The sequence below is a fragment of the Nocardioides sp. BP30 genome (genome assembly GCF_029873215.1).
In the GTDB taxonomy this organism is placed as follows: domain Bacteria; phylum Actinomycetota; class Actinomycetes; order Propionibacteriales; family Nocardioidaceae; genus Nocardioides.
In genome coordinates this window covers 3,733,267-3,754,251 of the sequence record NZ_CP123620.1, presented here as the reverse complement: position 1 = coordinate 3,754,251, position 20,985 = coordinate 3,733,267, and the positions used below count along the sequence as shown (strand labels likewise).

Below are 20,985 nucleotides of genomic sequence, written 5' to 3'. Positions count from 1 at the left end.
TCATAGTCGACGAATTAGTTTGTTATGCCCTGTCACCTTTTGGGTGATGGTTTTGACAATGAATTCTGGCAATATGTCAGGTTCTCTTGTTCAGGCATCTCTTCTTCTCAGCTGGTCCTTTTGGGGTTGGTTGGGTTTTGTTTTTCTACGGAGAGTTTGATCCTGGCTCAGGACGAACGCTGGCGGCGTGCTTAACACATGCAAGTCGAGCGGAAAGGCCTTTCGGGGTACTCGAGCGGCGAACGGGTGAGTAACACGTGAGTAATCTGCCCTGCACTCTGGGATAGCCACCGGAAACGGTGATTAATACCGGATATGAGCCCTTCATGCATGTGGGGGGTTGGAAAGTTTTTTCGGTGTGGGATGTGCTCGCGGCCTATCAGCTTGTTGGTGGGGTAATGGCCTACCAAGGCTTCGACGGGTAGCCGGCCTGAGAGGGTGACCGGCCACACTGGGACTGAGACACGGCCCAGACTCCTACGGGAGGCAGCAGTGGGGAATATTGGACAATGGGCGGAAGCCTGATCCAGCAACGCCGCGTGAGGGATGACGGCCTTCGGGTTGTAAACCTCTTTCAGCACAGACGAAGTTCTATCTTTTTGGGTGGAGTGACGGTATGTGCAGAAGAAGGACCGGCCAACTACGTGCCAGCAGCCGCGGTAATACGTAGGGTCCGAGCGTTGTCCGGAATTATTGGGCGTAAAGGGCTCGTAGGCGGTTTGTTGCGTCGGGAGTGAAAACCCAGGGCTTAACCCTGGGCCTGCTTTCGATACGGGCAGACTAGAGGCATTCAGGGGAGAACGGAATTCCTGGTGTAGCGGTGAAATGCGCAGATATCAGGAGGAACACCGGTGGCGAAGGCGGTTCTCTGGGAATGTTCTGACGCTGAGGAGCGAAAGTGTGGGGAGCGAACAGGATTAGATACCCTGGTAGTCCACACCGTAAACGTTGGGCGCTAGGTGTGGGACCTATTCCATGGGTTCCGTGCCGCAGCTAACGCATTAAGCGCCCCGCCTGGGGAGTACGGCCGCAAGGCTAAAACTCAAAGGAATTGACGGGGGCCCGCACAAGCGGCGGAGCATGCGGATTAATTCGATGCAACGCGAAGAACCTTACCTGGGTTTGACATACACCGGAAAGCTGCAGAGATGTAGCCCCTTTTAGTCGGTGTACAGGTGGTGCATGGCTGTCGTCAGCTCGTGTCGTGAGATGTTGGGTTAAGTCCCGCAACGAGCGCAACCCTCGTCCTATGTTGCCAGCACGTGATGGTGGGGACTCATAGGAGACTGCCGGGGTCAACTCGGAGGAAGGTGGGGATGACGTCAAGTCATCATGCCCCTTATGTCCAGGGCTTCACGCATGCTACAATGGCCGGTACAAAGGGCTGCGATCCCGTGAGGGGGAGCGAATCCCAAAAAGCCGGTCTCAGTTCGGATTGGGGTCTGCAACTCGACCCCATGAAGTCGGAGTCGCTAGTAATCGCAGATCAGCAACGCTGCGGTGAATACGTTCCCGGGCCTTGTACACACCGCCCGTCACGTCACGAAAGTCGGCAACACCCGAAGCCGGTGGCCTAACCCTTGTGGGAGGAGCCGTCGAAGGTGGGGCTGGCGATTGGGACGAAGTCGTAACAAGGTAGCCGTACCGGAAGGTGCGGCTGGATCACCTCCTTTCTAAGGAGTCAGTGGCCATGGTGGCCTGCACAGTGGGTGTGGGCTGGTGGTGCTGCTCGTAAAGTGGAATCGTCGATGAAGGCCTGTTGCCGGGCTTGTGATGTCAGTACTGCTTGCCATGTGTTTGTGTGGTGGGTGTGGAACCTCGGATCGGGTGTTGGTGGTGGGTGTGGCACACTGTTGGGCTTTGAGGGATCACACTCCTCTTGCCTCCTTCTGTTCATGATCGCGCTTTTGGTGTGGTTGTGGGTGTTGGTGGGTTGGGTGGTTGATAGTTGGATAGTGGACGCGAGCATCTTATGCGCACTGCCTTGCAATGCTTGGCTCTTGCTTCACCAGGTGAGGGTTGGGTGGGTGGTGCGCGGTCTTTGTAGTATGCCTTTGAGTTTTTTTGACGAGAACAGTGTTTGTTGTTTTTGTTGAGTGTTTGTTTGGCAAGCTATGAGGGGCACATGGTGGATGCCTTGGCATCAAGAGCCGATGAAGGACGTACGAGCCTGCGATAAGCCCTGGGGAGTTGGCAACGAAGCGTTGATCCGGGGGTGTCCGAATGGGGGAACCCAGCACGAGTCATGTCGTGTTACCCCTGCCTGAATATATAGGGCAGGTGGAGGGAACGCCGGGAAGTGAAACATCTCAGTACCGGTAGGAAGAGAAAACAATAGTGATTCCGAGAGTAGTGGCGAGCGAAATCGGATGAGGCTAAACCAGCTGCGTGTGATACCCGGCAGGGGTTGCGTGGTTGGGGTTGTGGGAGCCTTCGGGTCCATCTGCCGGTGGGCCGCACAGTGAGAAAATGTCGTTGAATGCGAAGTCCGTTGGAAAGCGGTGCCGTAGAGGGTGATAGTCCCGTAGTGGTAAGACGATGTCTGTGGAGGGTTGTCCCAAGTAACACGCTACTCCTGGAATGGCGTGTGAATCTGGCAGGACCACCTGTTAAGCCTAAATACTCCTTGATGACCGATAGCGGACAAGTACCGTGAGGGAAAGGTGAAAAGTACCCCTGGCGGGGAGTGAAATAGTACCTGAAACCGTGTGCCTACAATCCGTCAGAGCCCGGCTGCCCTTTGGGTGTTGGGGTGATGGCGTGCCTTTTGAAGAATGAGCCTGCGAGTTAGTGGTGTGTGGCGAGGTTAACCCGTGTGGGGTAGCCGTAGCGAAAGCGAGTCCGAACAGGGCGTTTCAGTCGCATGCTCTAGACCCGAAGCGAAGTGATCTATCCATGGGCAGGTTGAAGCGCCGGTAAGACGGCGTGGAGGACCGAACCCACTTCAGTTGAAAATGGAGGGGATGACCTGTGGATAGGGGTGAAAGGCCAATCAAACTTCGTGATAGCTGGTTCTCCCCGAAATGCATTTAGGTGCAGCGTTGTGTGTTTCTTGCCGGAGGTAGAGCACTGGATAGCCGATGGGCCCTACCAGGTTACTGACGTTAGCCAAACTCCGAATGCCGGTAAGTGAGAGCGCAGCAGTGAGACTGCGGGGGATAAGCTCCGTAGTCGAGAGGGAAACAGCCCAGACCATCAGCTAAGGCCCCTAAGCGGTGACTAAGTGGAAAAGGATGTGGAGTCGCAGTGACAACCAGGAGGTTGGCTTGGAAGCAGCCACCCTTGAAAGAGTGCGTAATAGCTCACTGGTCAAGTGATTCCGCGCCGACAATGTAGCGGGGCTCAAGTCATCCGCCGAAGCTATGGCATTCACATGTTAGCTAAGCCGCTCCTTGTGGGTTGGTTCAGGTGTGTGGATGGGTAGGGGAGCGTCGTGTGGGCGGTGAAGCGGCGGAGTGATCCAGCCGTGGAGGCCACACGAGTGAGAATGCAGGCATGAGTAGCGAATGATGAGTGAGAAACTCATCCGCCGGATGATCAAGGGTTCCAGGGTCAAGCTAATCTGCCCTGGGTAAGTCGGGACCTAAGGCGAGGCCGACAGGCGTAGTCGATGGACAACCAGTTGATATTCTGGTACCGGCAAAGTAGCGCCCATGACGAGGCGCATGATGCTAACCACCCGAAACACCGTGATCTATGCCTTCGGGCGTGGGCGTGTGTGCGTAGCGTGGGACCCGAGTGTGTAGTAGTCAAGCGATGGGGTGACGCAGGAAGGTAGTCGATCCGGCGCGATGGTTGTCGCCGGCTAAGGATGTAGGACGCTGTCTAGGTAAATCCGGGCGGCTGTGTTTGATCACGTGTCTGAGATCTGATGGGGACCCGTTTGGGGAAGTCGATGATCCTATGCTGTCGAGAAAAACCTCTAGCGAGCTATGCGCCGCCCGTACCCCAAACCGACTCAGGTGATCAGGTAGAGAATACCGAGGCGATCGAGCGAACCATGGTTAAGGAACTCGGCAAAATGCCCCCGTAACTTCGGGAGAAGGGGGGCCGGATCCGTGAACCCACGTGCTGGGGGTAGCGGTGATGGCCGCAGAGACCAGGCCCAAGCGACTGTTTACTAAAAACACAGGTCCGTGCGAAGTTGTAAGACGATGTATACGGACTGACTCCTGCCCGGTGCTGGAAGGTTAAGGGGACCGGTTAGAGCGTGAGCTCGAAGCTGAGAACTTAAGCCCCAGTAAACGGCGGTGGTAACTATAACCATCCTAAGGTAGCGAAATTCCTTGTCGGGTAAGTTCCGACCTGCACGAATGGAGTAACGACTTGGGCGCTGTCTCAACCGTGGACTCGGCGAAATTGCACTACGAGTAAAGATGCTCGTTACGCGCAGAAGGACGGAAAGACCCCGGGACCTTTACTATAGTTTGGTATTGGTGTTTGGTTCGGCTTGTGTAGGATAGGTGGGAGACTGTGAAGCATGCACGCCAGTGTGTGTGGAGTCATCGTTGAAATACCACTCTGGTCGTACTAGATGTCTAACCTTGGGCCATGATCTGGTTCAGGGACAGTGCCTGATGGGTAGTTTAACTGGGGCGGTTGCCTCCTAAAATGTAACGGAGGCGCTCAAAGGTTCCCTCAGCCTGGTTGGTAATCAGGTGTTGAGTGTAAGTGCACAAGGGAGCTTGACTGTGAGACAGACATGTCGAGCAGGGACGAAAGTCGGAACTAGTGATCCGGTGTCGGCATGTGGAAGCGGCATCGCTCAACGGATAAAAGGTACCCCGGGGATAACAGGCTGATCTTCCCCAAGAGTCCATATCGACGGGATGGTTTGGCACCTCGATGTCGGCTCGTCGCATCCTGGGGCTGGAGTAGGTCCCAAGGGTTGGGCTGTTCGCCCATTAAAGCGGCACGCGAGCTGGGTTTAGAACGTCGTGAGACAGTTCGGTCCCTATCCTCTGCGCGCGTAGGAAACTTGAGAAAGGCTGTCCCTAGTACGAGAGGACCGGGATGGACGAACCTCTGGTGTGCCAGTTGTACCGCCAGGTGCATGGCTGGTTGGCTACGTTCGGAAGTGATAACCGCTGAACGCATCTAAGCGGGAAGCACGTTTCAAGATGAGGTTTCCCACCCTTGATGGGTTAAGGCCCCCTATAGACGATGGGGTTGATAGGCCAGAAGTGTACAACCGTGAGGTAGAGCTGACTGGTACTAATAGGCCGAGGGCTTGCCTTACAAATGCTCAACTGAACCAACAACCATGTTGGCTACTGCGTGATGTTCGCGTCCACGAACCGACTATCTCCACTGATTCTTGAATAGTGGCAGACGATGTAACCATGTTTTCCCCGGGCACGGCGCTGTGTGCGTGTGTGGTGGGGTCTAGGGTTACGGCGGTCATAGCGAAAGGGAAACACCCGGTCCCATCCCGAACCCGGAAGTTAAGCCTTTCAGCGCCGATGGTACTGCAACCGGGAGGTTGTGGGAGAGTAGGACGCCGCCGGACAAACATTCACGTAGGGCCGTCCCCGTTTCAGGGGACGGCCCTACGTCACATTTACGGGTGTCAACGCGGACGGAGGCCCGGTTCAACGCGGACGGAGGCCCGGTTCAACGCGGACGGAGGCCCGGTTCACCAGGGGCTGGGGCGGTAGTCCTTCAGGAAGCAGCCGTGCAGGTCCTCGCCGGCCTCCCCGCGGACGATCGGGTCGTACACGCGGGCGGCTCCGTCCACCAGGTCGAGGGGCGCGTGCCAGCCTTCGGCGGCGATGCGGAGCTTGTCCTGGTGCGGTCGCTCGTCGGTGATCCAGCCGGTGTCGACGGCTGTCATCAGGATGCGGTCGGTCTCGAACAGCTCGGCAGCCGAGGTGCGGGTGAGCATGTTGAGCGCGGCCTTGGCCATGTTGGTGTGCGGGTGGCCGGCGCCCTTGTACCGGCGGCTGAACTGCCCCTCCATGGCGCTGACGTTGACGACATAGGCGCGTCGCGCTCCCGCGGCGACAGCGGCGCGCAGCGCCGGCCTCAGCCTGGCGACGAGCAGGAACGGCGCCACGGTGTTGCAGAACTGCACCTCGAGCAGCTCCAGCGGGTCGACCTGGTCGATGACCTGGGTCCAGGAGTTCACCGTCGCGACGTCGGGCAGCAGGCCGCCGGCGTCGACCGCCGTACCGTCCACGTGGGCGGCCAGGGACGCGTTCCCGGCGGCGAGGGCCAGCTCGGTGAGCGTCGCGGGGTCGTGGTGCGCGATCCGGCGTTCTGCCAGCGCGCCCGCCAACGCGGCCGGGTGGGCCTCGCTGATCCGGTCGAAGGTGAGCATCGCGACGTCGAGGTCGCCGGGCAGCTGAACGCTCTCGCCGGCGACGAGCGGCGCGTAGGCGCCGGGGGAGCGGCGTACGGTCTGGCAGGCATTGTTGATGAGGATGTCGAGCGGGCCGCCGGAGGCGACCTCCTCTGCCAGGGCGATCACCTGGGTCGGGTCGCGCAGGTCGATGCCCACCACCGTCAGCCGCTTCAGCCACTCGGCGCTGTCGGGCATCGCCGAGAATCGGCGTACGGCGTCCTTGGGGAACCGCGTGGTGATGGTCAGGTCGGCGCCGTCGCGCAGCAGCCGAAGGGCGATGTGCATCCCGATCTTGGCACGACCTCCGGTCAGGAGGGCGCGCCGGCCGGTGAGGTCAGTGCGCTGGCACCGCTTGAGGTGGCTCGTCGCGGCACAGTCGGGGCACAGCCAGTGGTAGAAGGCGTCGACGACGGTGTACGGCGTCTTGCAGATGTAGCAGCCACGCGCGGTGCGCAGCTCGCCGGCGATCGCCCCGGGCGCGCTGGAGACCAGCGGCAGACCGGCCGTCTCGTCGTCGATGCGCAGCGACGAGCCGGTGGCCGTCAGCTCGGTGACCGACCGGTCGTGGTCCTGGCGCTCCTGGCGGGACGCCGCGCGTCGGCTGCGGCGCAGCAGCTTCCACATGTAGCCGGTGGCGTGCTTGACCGTGCGCACGTCGGGGTGCTCGGGATCGAGTCGGTGCAGCTCCGCCAGCACCTTGAGCGTGGTCGCGAGCTCGTCGGGGTCGATCCGGTCGAGCGGGGCGTCGGTCGCGGGCACCGGTGGAGTCTAGACGCGGTGGGGCTCCACGCGTGACCTGCCGGCGTCTCGCTCGTAGAACCTGTGCGGGCCCGGCGACGGGCCGCGGGCGTGCCGGCCGCCGGCGGAGCATGTGGGGCTTCGTGTGCGGCCGGCACCGTCCGCGGGGAGGCCGGGGCCGGGCGAGTGCGGCGAGGCGTTCCTCGGCGATCGTGCGCGCGAGAAACGACAGGGCCGCGGCCGTCGACGCGCTCGTGGTGACGAGCGTGTCGCTGCCGCGGCCCTGTCGTGACGGGGCGCTCCCCGGCTTACGTGAAGATGCTGACCCCTCCAGGCCCGACCAGCAATCCGACGATGATCAGCACGATGCCCCACAGCAGCGCGCCTCGAAAGATGCTGACGATGCCGGACACGACGAGGATCACTGCCAGGATCCAGAGCAGAAAGGCCATCGCTTCCTCCCTCAGTAGGTGAGGTTCCGTGGTACCCCCGCGGGCATTTGTTCACTCATCCTCGACGTCATCCTCGTCGAGGTCGTCGTCCAGGTCCTCCTCGAGGACGACATGCACGGCCGCCTCCTCGGCGGAGGCGCCCGCGCCGTCGATGCCGGCATCCCAGCCGACGAGGTCCTTCTCGGTGTCCTCGCCGTAGCCCTGGTCGGGGTCCACGAGGCGGCCGGCGCGCCGGTCGCCCACCTCACGGTTCTCGTCGCCCTCGTCAAGATCGTCGTCGGTCTCGGCGTACGGGTCCGCCTCCGGCTCCTCCTGGCGGATGCGCTGGTCCAGGGACTCGCCCTGCGCCTCCTCCCAGGGCGTGTTGCCATAGCCCTCGGCGGCGCTCCACTTCTCCGGTGGGGAGTAGCCGGGGTCGAGCTCGTCGTCGGGCTCGCGACCCGGATCGGAGGCCTGATCCCCCTCGGCGCCGGGCTGGTCCTCGTCGTCGACGCTGTAGTCGCCGTAGGACTCGCGTTCCTCGGTCATGGGAAGTCGCTCCTCTCGTTGTGGAGGGGACAGGTGCCCCCAGCCCAGTGTGCCGACACGTCGGCGTCCGGTGAACGAACAACGAAACAAAAGTAAGTCACGTGAGTTAGTGTCCTCTTTCGCTCCGGTGACGCACCGGAGCGTCTCGTGATGACGAAGGGATGAGCCGTGACTCCTCGCACGACCCTGGCGGTGCTCGCGGTCGGCGCCCTGGCCGCGCTCAGCGGCATCGCGCACGTTCCCGGCGCTGCGTCCGCAGGGAGCACCACCGTGAGCCCGACCGGGAGCCAGGCCGGTGGCCTGGCCGGTGGGATCGGGCCGGTCACGCAGGCGTCCCACCCCTCCCTGCTGCCCCGCACGGCGACCCCCGTGCCGCCGCTGCGCGGTTTCCCCCGGCGTCCCAACATCTTGATGATCACCGCTGACGACCTCTCCGAGCTCGACCTGCCCTTCATGCCGCACGTCCGCCACCTCATGGCGCAGCAGGGCGTCACGCTGAGCGAGGCGGAGGCGCCGACGCCGATCTGCGTCCCCGCGCGAGCCTCGCTGCTCTCGGGGCAGTACGCGCACAACGACGGCGCCCGGACGATCTCGGGCCCGCACGGCGGCTACCACTCCTTCGACGAGCACGGCACCGTCGCCACCTCCTTGCGCGCGGCCGGCTACGACACGCTCTTCACCGGCAAGTTCCTCAACGGCTACGGAGAGCACGGCACCGCCCACCAGGTGCCGCCGGGCTGGAGTGACTGGCGGGCCACGATCGACCCCACGACGTACGGGTTCTTCAATCCGACGTTCGACCTCAACGGTCGGCTCGAGCACTCCCACGGCTACAGCACCACCGTGATCAGCCGACAGGCGAACGCCATGCTCCGCTCGCCCGCACGGGCGACCAGACCGTGGTTCGCCTGGGTCAACTACGTGGCCCCGCACTTCGGCGGTCCGATCGAGCCGGGCGATCCCCGCAGGATCTTCCGCGGTACGTCGGCGGCCATCCCGACGACCGTGCCGGCGCCACGCGACCGGGGTCGCTTCGCGGCGATGCCGCTGCCGCACCGTCCCGACCTGTTCGAGGCCAAGCGCTACCGCAGGCTGCTGCCGAAGAACTCGCCCGGCCGCAGGAAGGTGACGCCGAAGCTGAGGCGGGCGCTCCGGATGGCCTACGACCAGCGCCTCGAGGCGGTGCAGGGCGTCGACCGGGCCGTCGCCGCCCAGCTCCGGGTGCTGCGGCGCAGCGGGCAGCTCGACGACACCATGGTCATCTTCGCCTCCGACAACGGCTACGCCACCGGTGAGCACAACATCAACGGCAAGCTGTGGCACTACGACGAGATCGTCCGCATCCCGATGCTGATCCGCGGTCCGGGGGTGCCGCGCGACACCACCGTGGCGACGCCCGTCACGAACCCGGACGTCGCCGCCACGATCATCGCAGCGGCGGGTGCGCGACCGCAGCGGACGCTGGACGGGGTCGACATCCGGCCGTGGCTCAGCGCGCCGGCGCAGGAGCGGGTGGTGCCGATCGAGGGCTGGCCGGTGACGAACGGCGACCGCAGGCTCTACTCCGGCGTGCGCTTCGGCAGCTACACCTACGTGCGGCTGCGCCATGGGCGCGAGGAGCTCTACGACCGCTCGAGCGATCCCTACGAGCTGCGCAACCTGGCGAAGGTGCCAGCGGCGCGGCACGTCCTCGAGCAGCTGCGCGCCCTCGACGCGCGCTATCGCGACTGCCGGGGCGGCAGCTGCCCGACGGCGTTCTACCCCGCGACCTAGGTCAGGCGTCAGCCACCGACGTCGGCCGCGGCGCTGCCGGCTCAGCCGTCCGATCGAGCCGGCTCGGCCACCAGATCCTCGCGCCGAGGTCGAGGTTGAGAGCCGTGACGAGGACCGCTCGCACGATCATCGTGTCGAGGATGACCCCCAGCGCGATGGCGGTGCCGATCTCGGCGAGGAACACCAGCGGGATGGTCCCCAGGACGGCGAAGGTTGCGGCGAGCACCAACCCGGCCGAGGTGATGACGCCACCCGTCGACGCCAGCGCGATCAGCGACCCCTGCCGGGTGCCGACCCGCTGGGTCTCCTCGCGGACCCTGGTCATCAGGAAGATGTTGTAGTCGATCCCCAGGGCGACCAGGAAGACGAACACGAACAACGGGAATCCCGAGTCGGCCATGTCGAAGCCGTAGAGGTACTTGAAGATGAGGGCCGAGATCCCCAGCGCGGCCCCGAAGGAGAGGATCACCGTCGCGATGAGCAGCACGGGGGCGAACAGTGCCCGCAACAGCAACATCAGGATCAGCATGACCACGAGCAGCACCACCGGGATGATGAGCCGGTTGTCGCGGTGGGCGGCGTCGGCCGTGTCCAGGTAGATCGCCGCGGAGCCCCCCACCAGCGTGTCGGGGATGTCGCGCACCGCGTGGCGCACCGCCACCACCTGATCGGCGGCCGTCTGACTGGCCGGGTCCACTGTCTGCGTCACCGGCAGGTACTTCACCCCGCCGACGGCCGGCACCGTGTCGCTGACCGGACCGAGGCCGCGCACCGTCTCGATCGCCGCCACCACCGCACCGGCGTGTTCAGGCGTCGTGACCACCTGGATCGGGGTCGAGGTGTCCGCCAGGCCGTGGTCGACCAGCACCCGCTGACCCACCACCGAGTCGTAGGTCTTGGTGTACTGCTTGTCGGTCGGGATGTTGCCGGTCTTCAGGGTGAGCATCCCCAGGCACGCGATCAGCAGCACCGCCGACGTGGTCACCCACACGGTGCGGGGGCGGGGCGCGATCCGGTTGCCGACCTTGGCCCACAGCCCGCGCGTGGTCGGCTCGTCGGAGCCGTACGCCGGCCGGCGCGGCCAGAACACCCAGCGCCCGGTGATGACGAGCAGCGCCGGCAGCAGGGTGAGCATCACGAGCAGCGTGACCAACACGCCGATCGCCATGATCGGGCCGAGGCCGGCGGTGGAGTTGAGCTCGGCCAGCAGCAGGCACAGCATGCCGATCGCTACCGTCGAGGCGCTGGCGATGACCGCCGGCGACGCGCGGTGCAGGGCCACGGCCATCGCCTCGTGCCGGTCCTCGTGACGGCGCAGCTCCTCGCGGTAGCGCGCCACCAGGAGCAGGGCGTAGTCGGTGCCGGCACCGATGACCAGGACGCTCAGGATGGCCTGGCTCTGACCGTTGACGGTCAGATTGGCGTACTTCGCCAGGAAGTAGATGACCGCCTCGGCGGTGAAGAGGGCGAAGACCGAGGACAGGATCGGCAGGACCCACAGGATCGGGCTGCGGTAGGTGAAGAGCAGGATGACGATCACGACCCCGAGGGCGGCGTAGAGCAGCGTCCCGTCGATGCCGGCGAAGGCGTCGGCGGCATCGGCCGTCTGGCCGCCGGGGCCGGCGAGGTGGACGTCCACCCCCGAGATGTGCGTGATCGAGCGGAGGTCGTCGGCGATCGGCGGCATCTTGTTCCAGCCCTCGGAGCCGAGGTTGAAGGTGACCACCGAGGTCGCGACCGTCGCGTCCTTGGACACCAGGCCGAGCCTCTGACCGCTCGCCGCATCCTTCGGGTAGGTGACGGTCGGGGCGCCGTCGGACGGCGTGACGACGCCGTCGAGATCGGCGATCTGTGGCGCCTGTCCGGCGATCGCCGCGAAGTCGGCGGCGGTCAGCCCGCCCGCGCGGTGGTAGACCACGATGGTGGGGATGTTGTCGGGGTCGGAGAACGGCTGCAGCTTGTCGAGGGCCTTGGTCGACTCGGCGCTGGAGGGCAGCCAGGACGACGCCTCGTTGTTCTGGACGTCGCCCAGCTTCTGCGCGAAGGTGCTCGCGGCGGCGATGACGATCAGCCATGCCACCAGGACCACCCACTTGGTCACCCGCCCGGTCAGGGCGCCAGCGATCTGACGGTGCATAGGACCAGTGCACCGCATTTTGCCCGCCCGCGGCACCGGGGTTTCCCCCGATCTGGTCACGAGCGGACCGGGGACGAGGCCCCGACGCGAGCAGGGGTGGGCTCAGACCTCGCCGTACAGCGTGGTGCGCTCGGCGACGGGGCGACCGATGCCCTCGGCGATCTCGGTGATCTCGGCGACGGTCTTGGCCGAGCCGTGCTCCGAGCCCGCCATCCGCGAGATGGTCTCCTCCATCAGGGTGCCACCGAGATCGTTGGCGCCCGCCTCGAGCATCGCCTGGGTGCCTTCGACGCCGAGCTTGACCCAGCTGGTCTGGATGTTGTGGATCCGGCCGTGGAGCATGATCCGCGCCATCGCGTGCACGGCGAGATTGTCGCGGCGGGTGGGGCCGGGGCGGGCGGCGCCTGCCAGGTAGATCGGCGCCGAGGTGTGCACGAACGGCAGCGGCACGAACTCGGTGAAGCCGCCGTACCCGCCCTCGAGCGCCCGGTCCTGGATCCGCTTGAGGACGTTGAGGTGCCCGACCCAGTGCCGCGGGTTGTCCACGTGGCCGTACATCATCGTGCTGGTCGTCGGGATGCCGACCCGGTGGGCGGTGGAGATGATCTCGATCCAGCTCTTCGCCGGCAGCTTGCCCTTGGTGAGCACCCAGCGGACCTCGTCGTCGAGGATCTCCGCGGCGGTGCCCGGGACCGAGCCGAGCCCGGACTCGCGGGCCTTGATCAGGAAGTCCTCGATCGAGAGGCCGGTGCGGGCGGTGCCGTTGACGATCTCCATGGGGGAGAAGGCGTGGACGTGCATGGCGGGCACCCGCTGCTTGACCGCCGCGACGAGGTCGAAGTAGGCCGTCGCGGGGAGCTGCGGGTCGATGCCGCCCTGCATGCAGACCTCGGTGGCGCCGAGCTCCCACGCCTCGGCCGCACGGTCGGCGACATCGTCGTAGGACAGCGAGTAGGCGTCGGCGTCGGTGCGGCGCTGGGCGAAGGCACAGAAGCGGCAGCCGACGTAGCAGACGTTGGTGAAGTTGATGTTCCGGTTGACCACGTAGGTGATCCGGTCGCCGACCACCTCCTTGCGCAGGTCGTCGGCGAGCCGGGCGACCTGGCGCAACAGATCGCCTTCGGCGGTCATCAGGGTCAGGGCGTGCTCGTCGGACAGGTTCCCGGGGTCCTTCTCGGCCGCCGCCATCGCCTCGCGGCCCTCGGCATGCAACACCGCCGGGGCGCCGGTGGAGACGGCGGCCTCGCGGACAGCGTCCCAGTCGCCGTACACGTTCTCGAAGTCGCTGCGGCGGTCCTCGCTGCGCCCCTCGGTGTCCACCGCTGTGTGCAGGTCGGTGCGGCCGACGCTCTGAGCACCGCCGTCCGGCTCCTGCCAGGTGAGGCCGGCCTGCGGCCGGATCTCGGGTACGGCGAGCCCGTCGGGGCCGGCCAGCGCTGCGACATGGGCGCTGACGCGTGGGTCGAGCCAGGCGCCGCCCGTCGGGCCCAGCCCCGCCCGCACGTACTCGGGATGGACGGTCAGTCGCGGGCGCAGCTCGAAGCCGCACTCCGCGCTCATCCGGCGCAGCGCGTCCAGCGAGGGCCACGGTCGCTCGGGGTTCACATGGTCGGGGGTGAGCGGGGAGACGCCGCCCCAGTCGTCCACCCCGGCCTCGAGCAGCGCGCGGCACTCGGCCAGATCGACGAGGTTCGGCGGGGCCTGGACGCGAGCCTTGGGACCGAGCACGATCCGGGTCACAGCGATCGCTGCCCGGTACTCCTCCAGGGCCAGATCGTCGGTGTGCCGCATCGCGGTGTCGGGCTTGGCCCGGAAGTTCTGGACGATGACCTCCTGGAGGCCGCCGTACTCCTTGTGCACCCGGCGCAGCGCGAAGATCGTCTCGGCCCGCTCCGTGAGCGTCTCGCCGATGCCGACCAGGAGACCGGAGGTGAACGGGATGGAGAGCCGGCCCGCGTCCTCGAGCACCCGCAGCCGCACGTCGGGGTCCTTGTCAGGCGAGCCGAAGTGGGCCAGGCCCTTGGTCTCGAAGAGCCGTCGGCTGGTGGTCTCCAGCATCATCCCCATCGAGGGGGAGACGGGCTTGAGCCGGTTGAGCTCCTCCCACGACATCACCCCGGGGTTGAGGTGTGGGAGCAGCCCGGTCTCCTCGAGCACCCGGATCGCCATCGCACGCACGTAGGCGAGGGTGGAGTCGTAGCCGCGACTCTCCAACCACTCGCGGGCCTCGGGCCAGCGGTCCTCGGGCCGGTCGCCCAGCGTGAACAGCGCCTCGAGGCAGCCCAGCTGGGCGCCCTCGGCGGCGATCGCCAGGATCTCGTCAGGCGACAGGAAGGGCTCGCGTCCCTCGCGGGCCGCCTGGCCCGGCGTCTCCACGAACGTGCAGTAGTGGCACCGGTCACGGCACAGCCGGGTGATCGGGATGAACACCTTGGGGGAGTAGGTGACCGTTCCGGGCCGGCCCGCGGCGACCAGGCCCGCGTCGCGGACCTTCGCCGCTGCCGCGCAGAGTCGGTCGAGATCGGCACCGGTGGCGGCGAGCAGCGCCGCCGCTTCGGGTACGTCGAGGGCGGCACCGCGCTCGGCGCGCGCGAGCGCCCGGCGTACCTGCTGGGGAGTGGGGGCTGGCTGCGACATCACTGCCAGGCTAGCGACCACAGCGAACCTGCCGCCGCGCAGGCCGCTCCGCGAGCAGGCTGACCCGGAGAAGCACTGAGGGGTCCGGAGCCCCCACACGGCTCCGGACCCCTCAGGGTCCTTAGTAAACTCGCCCCCGGTGTCCGGTTGCGGCCACCGTCATCGATCGGTCACGAGACCTTCACGGTCGCGGACTTGGTGAACTTCAGCACCGTGGCGGACCCGGCGTACTTCGCCGTGATCGTGTGCTTGCCCTTCTTGAGCTTCTTCTTCAGCTTCACGACGAGCTTCCCGGCCTTGACCTTGCTGCTGCCGAGCAGCTTCTTGCCGTCGTAGACGCTCACCGTGCCGGGCACGGACGTGGCGCCGGTCAGCGTGATGGTCAGCTTCTTGGACTTCGAGGTCAGGGAGCCGACCTTGATCTTGCGCACCTTCGCCGGCTGGGCCGCGAGGGTGCCGCGCGCGACAGCGCTGGTGAGGAGACCGTTCGTGGCGGTGACCGAGATCGTGTAGGCGTCGCCTGCGACGAGCGACACGTCGTCGTACCCGAGCATCACGTCGGTGGGATCGGTCTCCCCGGTCGTGACCAGGTCCGGTACGGCGGGATGCGTGGTGTCGTGCAGCGTGACCGCGTAGGTGAGGAGGTCGTCGGTGTCGTGCGGCCACGCCGAGGAGCCGGTGGTCGACGGGGTGAAGGCCACGTCGGCGGTGGTGGCGTCGCGCTCAGCCGTGATCCGGGAGGGTGCGCCGGGTGTGGCGAGGCGGTCGATCACCGGGGCCGAGTCTTCCTGCGACGTCTCCACGGCGGTCAGGACGCCGCGGTCGAGCGTCAGGACGAGGGCGTCGGTGGGCGGCGTGTAGCTGGGTGCGGTGTCCTCCTCGTCGTCGTAGCTGCCGAGCGAGGCGACAGCGTAGGCGGTGATCGAGCCGTCGCCGGTCGCGTAGACGGTCCGGCCGTCGGCCGAGACGAGCAGGGAGTCGGCGCCGTCGATCGGCTGCGCGGCGCGGCGGGTGCCGCCCTTGACCGCGTAGAGGGTGGGGTCGTCGCCGGTGGTGGCGACGTAGCTCGTGCCGTCGGCCGCCACCGCCAGGGCGGTCGGGGGTGTGTCCACGTCGCCCGGTCCGAGCGCGACGGTCGTCGGCGTCGCCGCTGCGGCGTGCGAGCCGATCGACCAGAGCCGGGAGGTGCCGTCGGTCGAGGTGCCCGAGAACTCGAAGGTGCCACCGGTCGGGTCGAAGGCCGCCGAGCCGACGTTGGCCAGCGCCGTCACCGACGTGGTGGCGGTGGGGACGGTGGCGTCGCCGAGGCCGACGACCGGGTAGACAGCGGCCTCGACGGATCCGACCACGCCCAGCTCGGTGCCGTCCGCTGAGACGGCGAGGGCTACCGGCGCGGTGGCGTCGCTCGGCAGTGCCGTGGTGACGACCGTGCCATCGGCGCCGATCGTCCACAGCGTCGCGATGTCGTCGCCGTCCTCGTCGGGGAGCGTGCCGACGACGTACGCGGTGGTGCCCTGGACGGTGAGATCGGCCGGGCTCGCATCCTCGCCGAGGTCGACCAGGCTCGGGGTGCCCCCCGCGACCCGCACGAGATCCGGGTTGCCGTCGCCGTCCTCGCCGGCGACGAAGAGGGTGCCGCCGCTGGTCGCTGTCACCTTCAGTGGCGTGAAGCCGGCGGGCCACGTCGAGACGGCGTGGGCCGGAGCGATGGAGCAGGCGATGGTGGTGGCCGCGAGCGCGGCGCTGGCGAAGCCGGCCGACAGCTTCCTCATCCGGATCTTCCCTTCCTGGTGCCGGCTCACGCTGAGCCGCCTCAACCGACGAGATCGGCAGCACGCGGGTGTGGCTGAGGAGACGTCCGGGACAGCACGGTGCCGGCACCCTTGATCGGGTGCCGGCACCGTGACGGGACCGCGCGTCAGCGGGATGGGGTCACTTCACCTTGACGGTGACGCTCTTGGTGAACTTCGCGACGCTGCTCGAGCCGGCGTACTTCACGGTGACCTTGTGCTTGCCCTTGGCGAGCTTCTTCTTGAGCTTGACCACGACCTTGCCGTTCTTCACGGTGGCCGTGCCGATCAGCTTCTTGCCGTCGTAGACCTTGACCTTGCCCGGGACGGTGCTCACGCCACTCAGGGTGAGGGTCAGCTTCTTGGCGCCCGCCTTCACCTTCGTGGCCTTGATGCTGCCCACCGTGGCGCGCACGAGGGTCGTGGCCGAGGTGGCCGTGGCGGACTCGTGGCCGGGGAGGGAGGCGGTGACGATGACACCGACGTTGAGCCCGGCCAGGTCCTGGGTGGGCGTGAACGTCGCCTTGGTGGCGCCGTCGATCGCACCGCCGTACTGGCCGCCGTTGTAGATCCACTGGTAGCTCAGGGTCGCCGTCGCGGGCCAGGTGCCCGTCACGTGCGCGGTGAGGACGCTGCCGACGGTCCCGCTGCCCGAGACGCTCACGTGGCCCTGGCCGCTCAGCGCCGGCAGCTTGACGACCGCAGGAGTCACCGGGCCGTAGGTGTCGGACACGGCCTGGGTCGGGGCGAACCCGTCCGCGGTGCCGGTCACCTGGACGGCGAGCTCCTTGTCGAGGAGGCCCGCGCCGATCACCAAGGTGGCGTTGGTCTGGTCCTTGATCGCGGTGTACACGGTGTTGCCGTCGTTGTCGTCGGTCACCGTCTCCCACTGGTAGGACTTCGTCACCTTCGCGTCCCAGCCAGTGACCGAGGCGGTCAGCGTGCTGCCGACGGAGGTGTCACCGGCGACGGACACGGTGGCGTCGGGCAGGGAGGGCAGGGCAGCGACCGCGTCGCTGAGGTAGCCGCCGTTGAACGTGCGCACCGAAACGTCGTAGTGGTGGCCGACGACGATGCCGCTGCTGGAGTCGAGGAAGACACCGCCGGAGTTGCCCGACACGGTGACCGAGTCGTGCGGCGCCGCCTGGTCGGTGGCGGTGACGAGGTAGCTCAGACCGGTCGCGTCGGCCGGGTCGGTCCAGTTCACCAACAGGCCGGGGCTGTCCTGGTCCGCCTGGTTGTAGTCGGTCAGCGTGGCGTCGCTGATGGGCGCGGGAGTGCCCAGCGAGAAGAGCCGGGCCGGCTGCGGCGCGCCGCTCTCGGGGTCGTACGGCGCGTCGACGCCGTAGAGAGCGTCGTCACCGGACACCAGGGCGGCGACCGAGTACCCGGGGTACGCCGAGGGCGCGGGGTTCGTGTCGGAGTAGGAGGTGAGCTCGTCGAGGTCGACCCGGACGATGGAACCGCCGTCGCTGGCCCACACGGTGTCGCCGCTGGTCGACGCGGCGAGTGCGGTCGCTCCCACGGGGATCCGGCCGGTGACGGGTTCGCCGTCGGTGGCGTCGAACACCTGGATCGGGGTGCTCCCGTCCTCGCTCTGGTCGTCTCTCTCGGCGACGACGACCCGGGAGCCGGCCAGCGTCACCGCGTTCGGCGGTCCGGCAAGCTTGCGCACGCTCGCCGCACCGCCGTCGGCGGCCGTCCACAGCTGCGGCGTCCCGGCGTCGTCGCCGTCGGTCGCGTACTCGACGCCTGCGAAGAAGGCGGTGCCGGAGTCGGTCACCGCCACGCCGCTGGGCGTCAGGAAATCGCCCGGCTCGCCGAGGGGGACACTGGAGGCGACGGAGCTCGACGGCGCGAAGGTGTAGAGCTCCGCGCCGGTGCCTTGGTCGTCGATGACCGGGAGCGCTACATGCTCGCCGTTGCGGGAGATGGCGATCAGACCCGCTCCGTTCAGATCGGAGAGCGTCTCGAGCGCTTCGGTGTCGCCGACCTTCGCCGTCCACACGCCATCGCTGTAGCCGCTGGGACCGTTCTGAGCCGCCGAGATGACGATCTGGCCGGTCGGGCTGACCGCGGCGGAGTCGACGGCGGCGATCGTCGCGTCACCCACCGGGGTCAGCGTCAGCGTCTGGGTGGTCGTTGCACCGGTCGCGAGCAGGGTGGTGGCGACGTCGAACCTGGTCCGGTCGGCGCTGTCGAAGCCGATGGTGTACACAGCGGTTCCATCGGTCGAGACCACCGACGACACGCGCGAGTCGGGAGTGAAGCCGAGCGACACCGGCCACGTCGGGGCGACCGCCCCAGCGCTCCCGGCACCGCAGGCGATCCCGGTCGCGACCAGGGCGGCGGCTGCGATACCGCCGTACAACTTCTTCATTAACGTCCTCCAAACCGAGGGCCCCGACCTGGGGCCTATCGGATACCTTCGGGCGCTGCGGCCGGCCCCGCAGCGGAACCGGTGGCCGGAAGCGGTCATGTCCGCGATCGGACGCGCGACGCATGCCCGACGCCTCCGCGTGCAACCATCACGTCATGCCGCCTCGACACATCGCGCTGCTCGCCACGGCGCTCCGGGCCCGGCCGCGCACCGTCGCCGCGCTCAGCGAGGTCGCGATGCGCGACGAGCAGACCGTGCGCGAGCAGGTGCGGGAGCTGGCGGCCGAGGGCTATCTCGCGCTGTATGGGGAGGACATCCACTACCTGGCGCCCGACGAGGCTGTCGCCGAGGTCGTACGCCGGCGCGCCGTCGAGGTCAACGACCAGGTCAGCCGCCGGCTCCAGGAGCTGGTCGAGCTGGTCGCCCAGCTGCCGGGCCTGGCCCGTGACTGGGAGGTCGGCGGGGCCGGCCACGGCATCCTCGACGTCGAGGTCTTCCATGGCTGGTCGGCCGTCACCGACCTGTGGCACCAGGTCATCCAGCGCCAGGACCTGCGGCGCACCGACATCGTGCTGCCGGACGCCTCCCGCCTCTTCGTCGCGGACCCGGACATGCAGGCGCTGTGGCACAGCGTGATCGGGCGCGAAGGTAACCGCGCCCGGATCATCGGCAACCTCACCGACACCGCGCGTCCCGAGGCGGCCGAGCGGATCCGGCAGGAGCTCGACGCCGGGGTGGACATCCGGATCACCGCCGATCCGGTCAGCTGGTTCTGGGTCGCCGACGGCGAGGTGGTGGCCCTTCCGCTGAAGTGGGGTGAGGGCTGGCCCACCTCGACCATCGCCATCCGCAGCCCCGCCGTCGCCGGGCTGGCCCAGTGGGTGTTCGACGAGATGTGGGCCGACGCCGTCCCGGTGCGCGAGGAGCCCGCCACCTGGGACCCGCTGCTGCGGCTGATGTCGCGTGGAGCGACGCTGGAGGCAGCCTCACGGGCGTTCGGGATCTCCGACCGGACCGGCCGGCGACGCGTCGCCGACGCGATGGAGCACTTCCGCGTCTCCAACCTCTTCGCGCTAGGCGCGGCGTGGGGACGCAAGCGGTCCCCATGACAGCCCGGGCGGCTAGGAGATCCACTCCTTGACCTGGCTCACCGAGGCGAGCGCGTCGGTGCCGGCCGCAGGGGTCACCTGCAGGCTGGTGATGCCTGCCTCGGCGAAGGCGGCGATCCGCTCCTTGACGTAGGACGCCGGCCCGACCAGGTTGCCCGCCTCCAGCCACTCCAGCGGCACCAACGCCTCCGCGTCGCGCTTGTGGCCGTCGAGGTAGAGGTCCTGGATCTGCTTCGCCTCCTTCTCGAAGCCGAACTGGCGGGCCATGTCGTTGTAGAAGTTCTTCCCGCGCGCGCCCATACCGCCGATGTAGAGGGCGTAGATCGGGCGCATCTGGTCGAGCAGTGCCTTGACGTCGTCGCCCTCGCCGATGGCGAGCAGGCCGCCGGCGCTGATCTGGAGCGGCCCGAGGTCGGCGCTGCGCTCGGCCTTGCCGGCGGCGAGCGCCTCTCCCCAGACGGTCCCGACCTTCTCGGGGTAGACGAGGAACGGCAGCCAGCCGTCGGCGACCTCGGCGGTCATCTGCACGTTCTTGCCCCCGAGCGCCGCCACCCACAGCGGTACGTCGGAGCGCTCGGGCCGGTTGAGCAGCTTGAGCGGCTTGCCCAGCCCGGTGCCCTGGGCCGCCGGCAGCGGCAGCTGGTAGAGACCGTCGCTGGTCAGCGCCTCGCGGCGCAGGCCGCGGCGGACGATGTCGATGATCTCGCGGGTGCGGGCCAGCGGGCGGTCGTAGGGCACGCCGTGGAAGCCCTCGATCACCTGCGGGCCGCTGGCGCCCAGGCCGATGATCGCCCGGCCGCCCGAGACGTTGTCGAGCCCCGCGGCGGTCTGGAGCAGCGCGGCCGGCGTACGGGAGAAGATGTTGAGGATGCCCGAGCCGAGCTCGACGCGATCGGTCTTGGCGGCGAGGTAGCCGAGCAGCGAGACGGCGTCGAAGCCGTAGGCCTCGGCCACCCACAGCTGGTCCAGGCCCGCCTTCTCCAGGGCGACCACCTGGTCGGCGGCCTCGCGCGGGTTGCCGAAGTAGGCCAGTTGCGTCGAGAGCTTCATGACACCGATTCTGTCAGGGTCGCGCGCACGGGTGGTGCACGGTCCGTT

Annotated in this window: 10 protein-coding genes and 3 rRNA genes; 5 read left to right on the top strand and 8 right to left on the bottom strand. The window is 67.0% G+C overall.

What is annotated here, in order from left to right:
• Window positions 1-144: 144 nt before the first annotated feature.
• The 3 genes from P5P86_RS17635 to rrf all read left to right on the top strand — a co-directional run bounded on the left by P5P86_RS17635 (window position 145) and on the right by rrf (window position 5,509).
• Window positions 145-1,673, top strand: a 16S ribosomal RNA gene (locus tag P5P86_RS17635).
• Window positions 1,674-2,105: 432 nt separating this feature from the next.
• Window positions 2,106-5,238, top strand: a 23S ribosomal RNA gene (locus P5P86_RS17630).
• 154 nt (window positions 5,239-5,392) lie between these two features.
• Window positions 5,393-5,509, top strand: a 5S ribosomal RNA gene (gene rrf / locus P5P86_RS17625).
• The 16S, 23S and 5S rRNA genes sit together here, the layout of an rRNA operon.
• A 126-nt stretch (window positions 5,510-5,635) precedes the next feature.
• On the opposite strand, the gene P5P86_RS17620 is transcribed toward rrf, so the two are convergent.
• From P5P86_RS17620 to P5P86_RS17610, 3 genes are all read right to left on the bottom strand, one after another.
• On the bottom strand, window positions 5,636-7,102 hold the full coding sequence (locus tag P5P86_RS17620; protein ID WP_280608752.1) for an SDR family NAD(P)-dependent oxidoreductase: 1,467 nt from the start codon (window positions 7,100-7,102) through the stop codon (window positions 5,636-5,638).
• Window positions 7,103-7,389: 287 nt separating this feature from the next.
• Complete coding sequence (locus P5P86_RS17615; RefSeq protein WP_280608751.1) at window positions 7,390-7,533, bottom strand: GPGG-motif small membrane protein; 144 nt, start codon at window positions 7,531-7,533, stop codon at window positions 7,390-7,392.
• A gap of 51 nt (window positions 7,534-7,584) precedes the next feature.
• A complete protein-coding gene (locus P5P86_RS17610; RefSeq protein WP_280608750.1) occupies window positions 7,585-8,061 on the bottom strand; it encodes a DUF5709 domain-containing protein in 477 nt (158 codons plus the stop codon).
• A gap of 168 nt (window positions 8,062-8,229) precedes the next feature.
• Here P5P86_RS17610 and P5P86_RS17605 point away from each other — a divergent pair, with 168 nt between their 5' ends.
• On the top strand, window positions 8,230-9,834 hold the full coding sequence (locus P5P86_RS17605; RefSeq protein WP_280608749.1) for a sulfatase family protein: 1,605 nt from the start codon (window positions 8,230-8,232) through the stop codon (window positions 9,832-9,834).
• A gap of 1 nt (window position 9,835) precedes the next feature.
• Here the strand turns inward: P5P86_RS17605 and P5P86_RS17600 are convergent, their stop codons facing one another.
• The 4 genes from P5P86_RS17600 to P5P86_RS17585 all read right to left on the bottom strand — a co-directional run bounded on the left by P5P86_RS17600 (window position 9,836) and on the right by P5P86_RS17585 (window position 18,778).
• The gene (locus P5P86_RS17600) at window positions 9,836-11,971 is read right to left on the bottom strand and encodes an MMPL family transporter (protein WP_280608748.1); all 2,136 of its coding nucleotides are present in this window, start codon (window positions 11,969-11,971) and stop codon (window positions 9,836-9,838) included.
• A gap of 102 nt (window positions 11,972-12,073) precedes the next feature.
• Complete coding sequence (locus P5P86_RS17595) at window positions 12,074-14,608, bottom strand: bifunctional FO biosynthesis protein CofGH (protein WP_280608747.1); 2,535 nt, start codon at window positions 14,606-14,608, stop codon at window positions 12,074-12,076.
• Between the two features lie 170 nt (window positions 14,609-14,778).
• Window positions 14,779-16,380, bottom strand: coding sequence for an Ig-like domain repeat protein (locus tag P5P86_RS17590; protein ID WP_280608746.1), 1,602 nt, complete (start codon window positions 16,378-16,380; stop codon window positions 14,779-14,781).
• Window positions 16,381-16,540: 160 nt separating this feature from the next.
• Window positions 16,541-18,778: an Ig-like domain repeat protein gene (locus P5P86_RS17585; RefSeq protein ID WP_280608745.1), complete on the bottom strand. Its 2,238-nt coding sequence runs from the start codon at window positions 18,776-18,778 to the stop codon at window positions 16,541-16,543.
• 155 nt (window positions 18,779-18,933) lie between these two features.
• Between P5P86_RS17585 and P5P86_RS17580 the strand changes: the two genes are divergently transcribed.
• Window positions 18,934-19,887: a glycosyltransferase family protein gene (locus tag P5P86_RS17580; RefSeq protein ID WP_280608744.1), complete on the top strand. Its 954-nt coding sequence runs from the start codon at window positions 18,934-18,936 to the stop codon at window positions 19,885-19,887.
• A 12-nt stretch (window positions 19,888-19,899) separates the two neighbouring features.
• Here the strand turns inward: P5P86_RS17580 and P5P86_RS17575 are convergent, their stop codons facing one another.
• On the bottom strand, window positions 19,900-20,937 hold the full coding sequence (locus P5P86_RS17575; protein ID WP_280608743.1) for an LLM class F420-dependent oxidoreductase: 1,038 nt from the start codon (window positions 20,935-20,937) through the stop codon (window positions 19,900-19,902).
• Window positions 20,938-20,985: the final 48 nt, after the last annotated feature.

Coding starts and splice junctions, on each gene's coding strand:
- P5P86_RS17615 (WP_280608751.1), bottom strand. CDS start 7,533: ATGGCCTTTCTGCTCTGGATCCTGGCAGTGATCCTCGTCGTGTCCGGC.
- P5P86_RS17610 (WP_280608750.1), bottom strand. CDS start 8,061: ATGACCGAGGAACGCGAGTCCTACGGCGACTACAGCGTCGACGACGAG.
- P5P86_RS17600 (WP_280608748.1), bottom strand. CDS start 11,971: ATGCACCGTCAGATCGCTGGCGCCCTGACCGGGCGGGTGACCAAGTGG.
- P5P86_RS17595 (WP_280608747.1), bottom strand. CDS start 14,608: ATGTCGCAGCCAGCCCCCACTCCCCAGCAGGTACGCCGGGCGCTCGCG.
- P5P86_RS17590 (WP_280608746.1), bottom strand. CDS start 16,380: ATGAGGAAGCTGTCGGCCGGCTTCGCCAGCGCCGCGCTCGCGGCCACC.
- P5P86_RS17585 (WP_280608745.1), bottom strand. CDS start 18,778: ATGAAGAAGTTGTACGGCGGTATCGCAGCCGCCGCCCTGGTCGCGACC.
- P5P86_RS17580 (WP_280608744.1), top strand. CDS start 18,934: ATGCCGCCTCGACACATCGCGCTGCTCGCCACGGCGCTCCGGGCCCGG.
- P5P86_RS17575 (WP_280608743.1), bottom strand. CDS start 20,937: ATGAAGCTCTCGACGCAACTGGCCTACTTCGGCAACCCGCGCGAGGCC.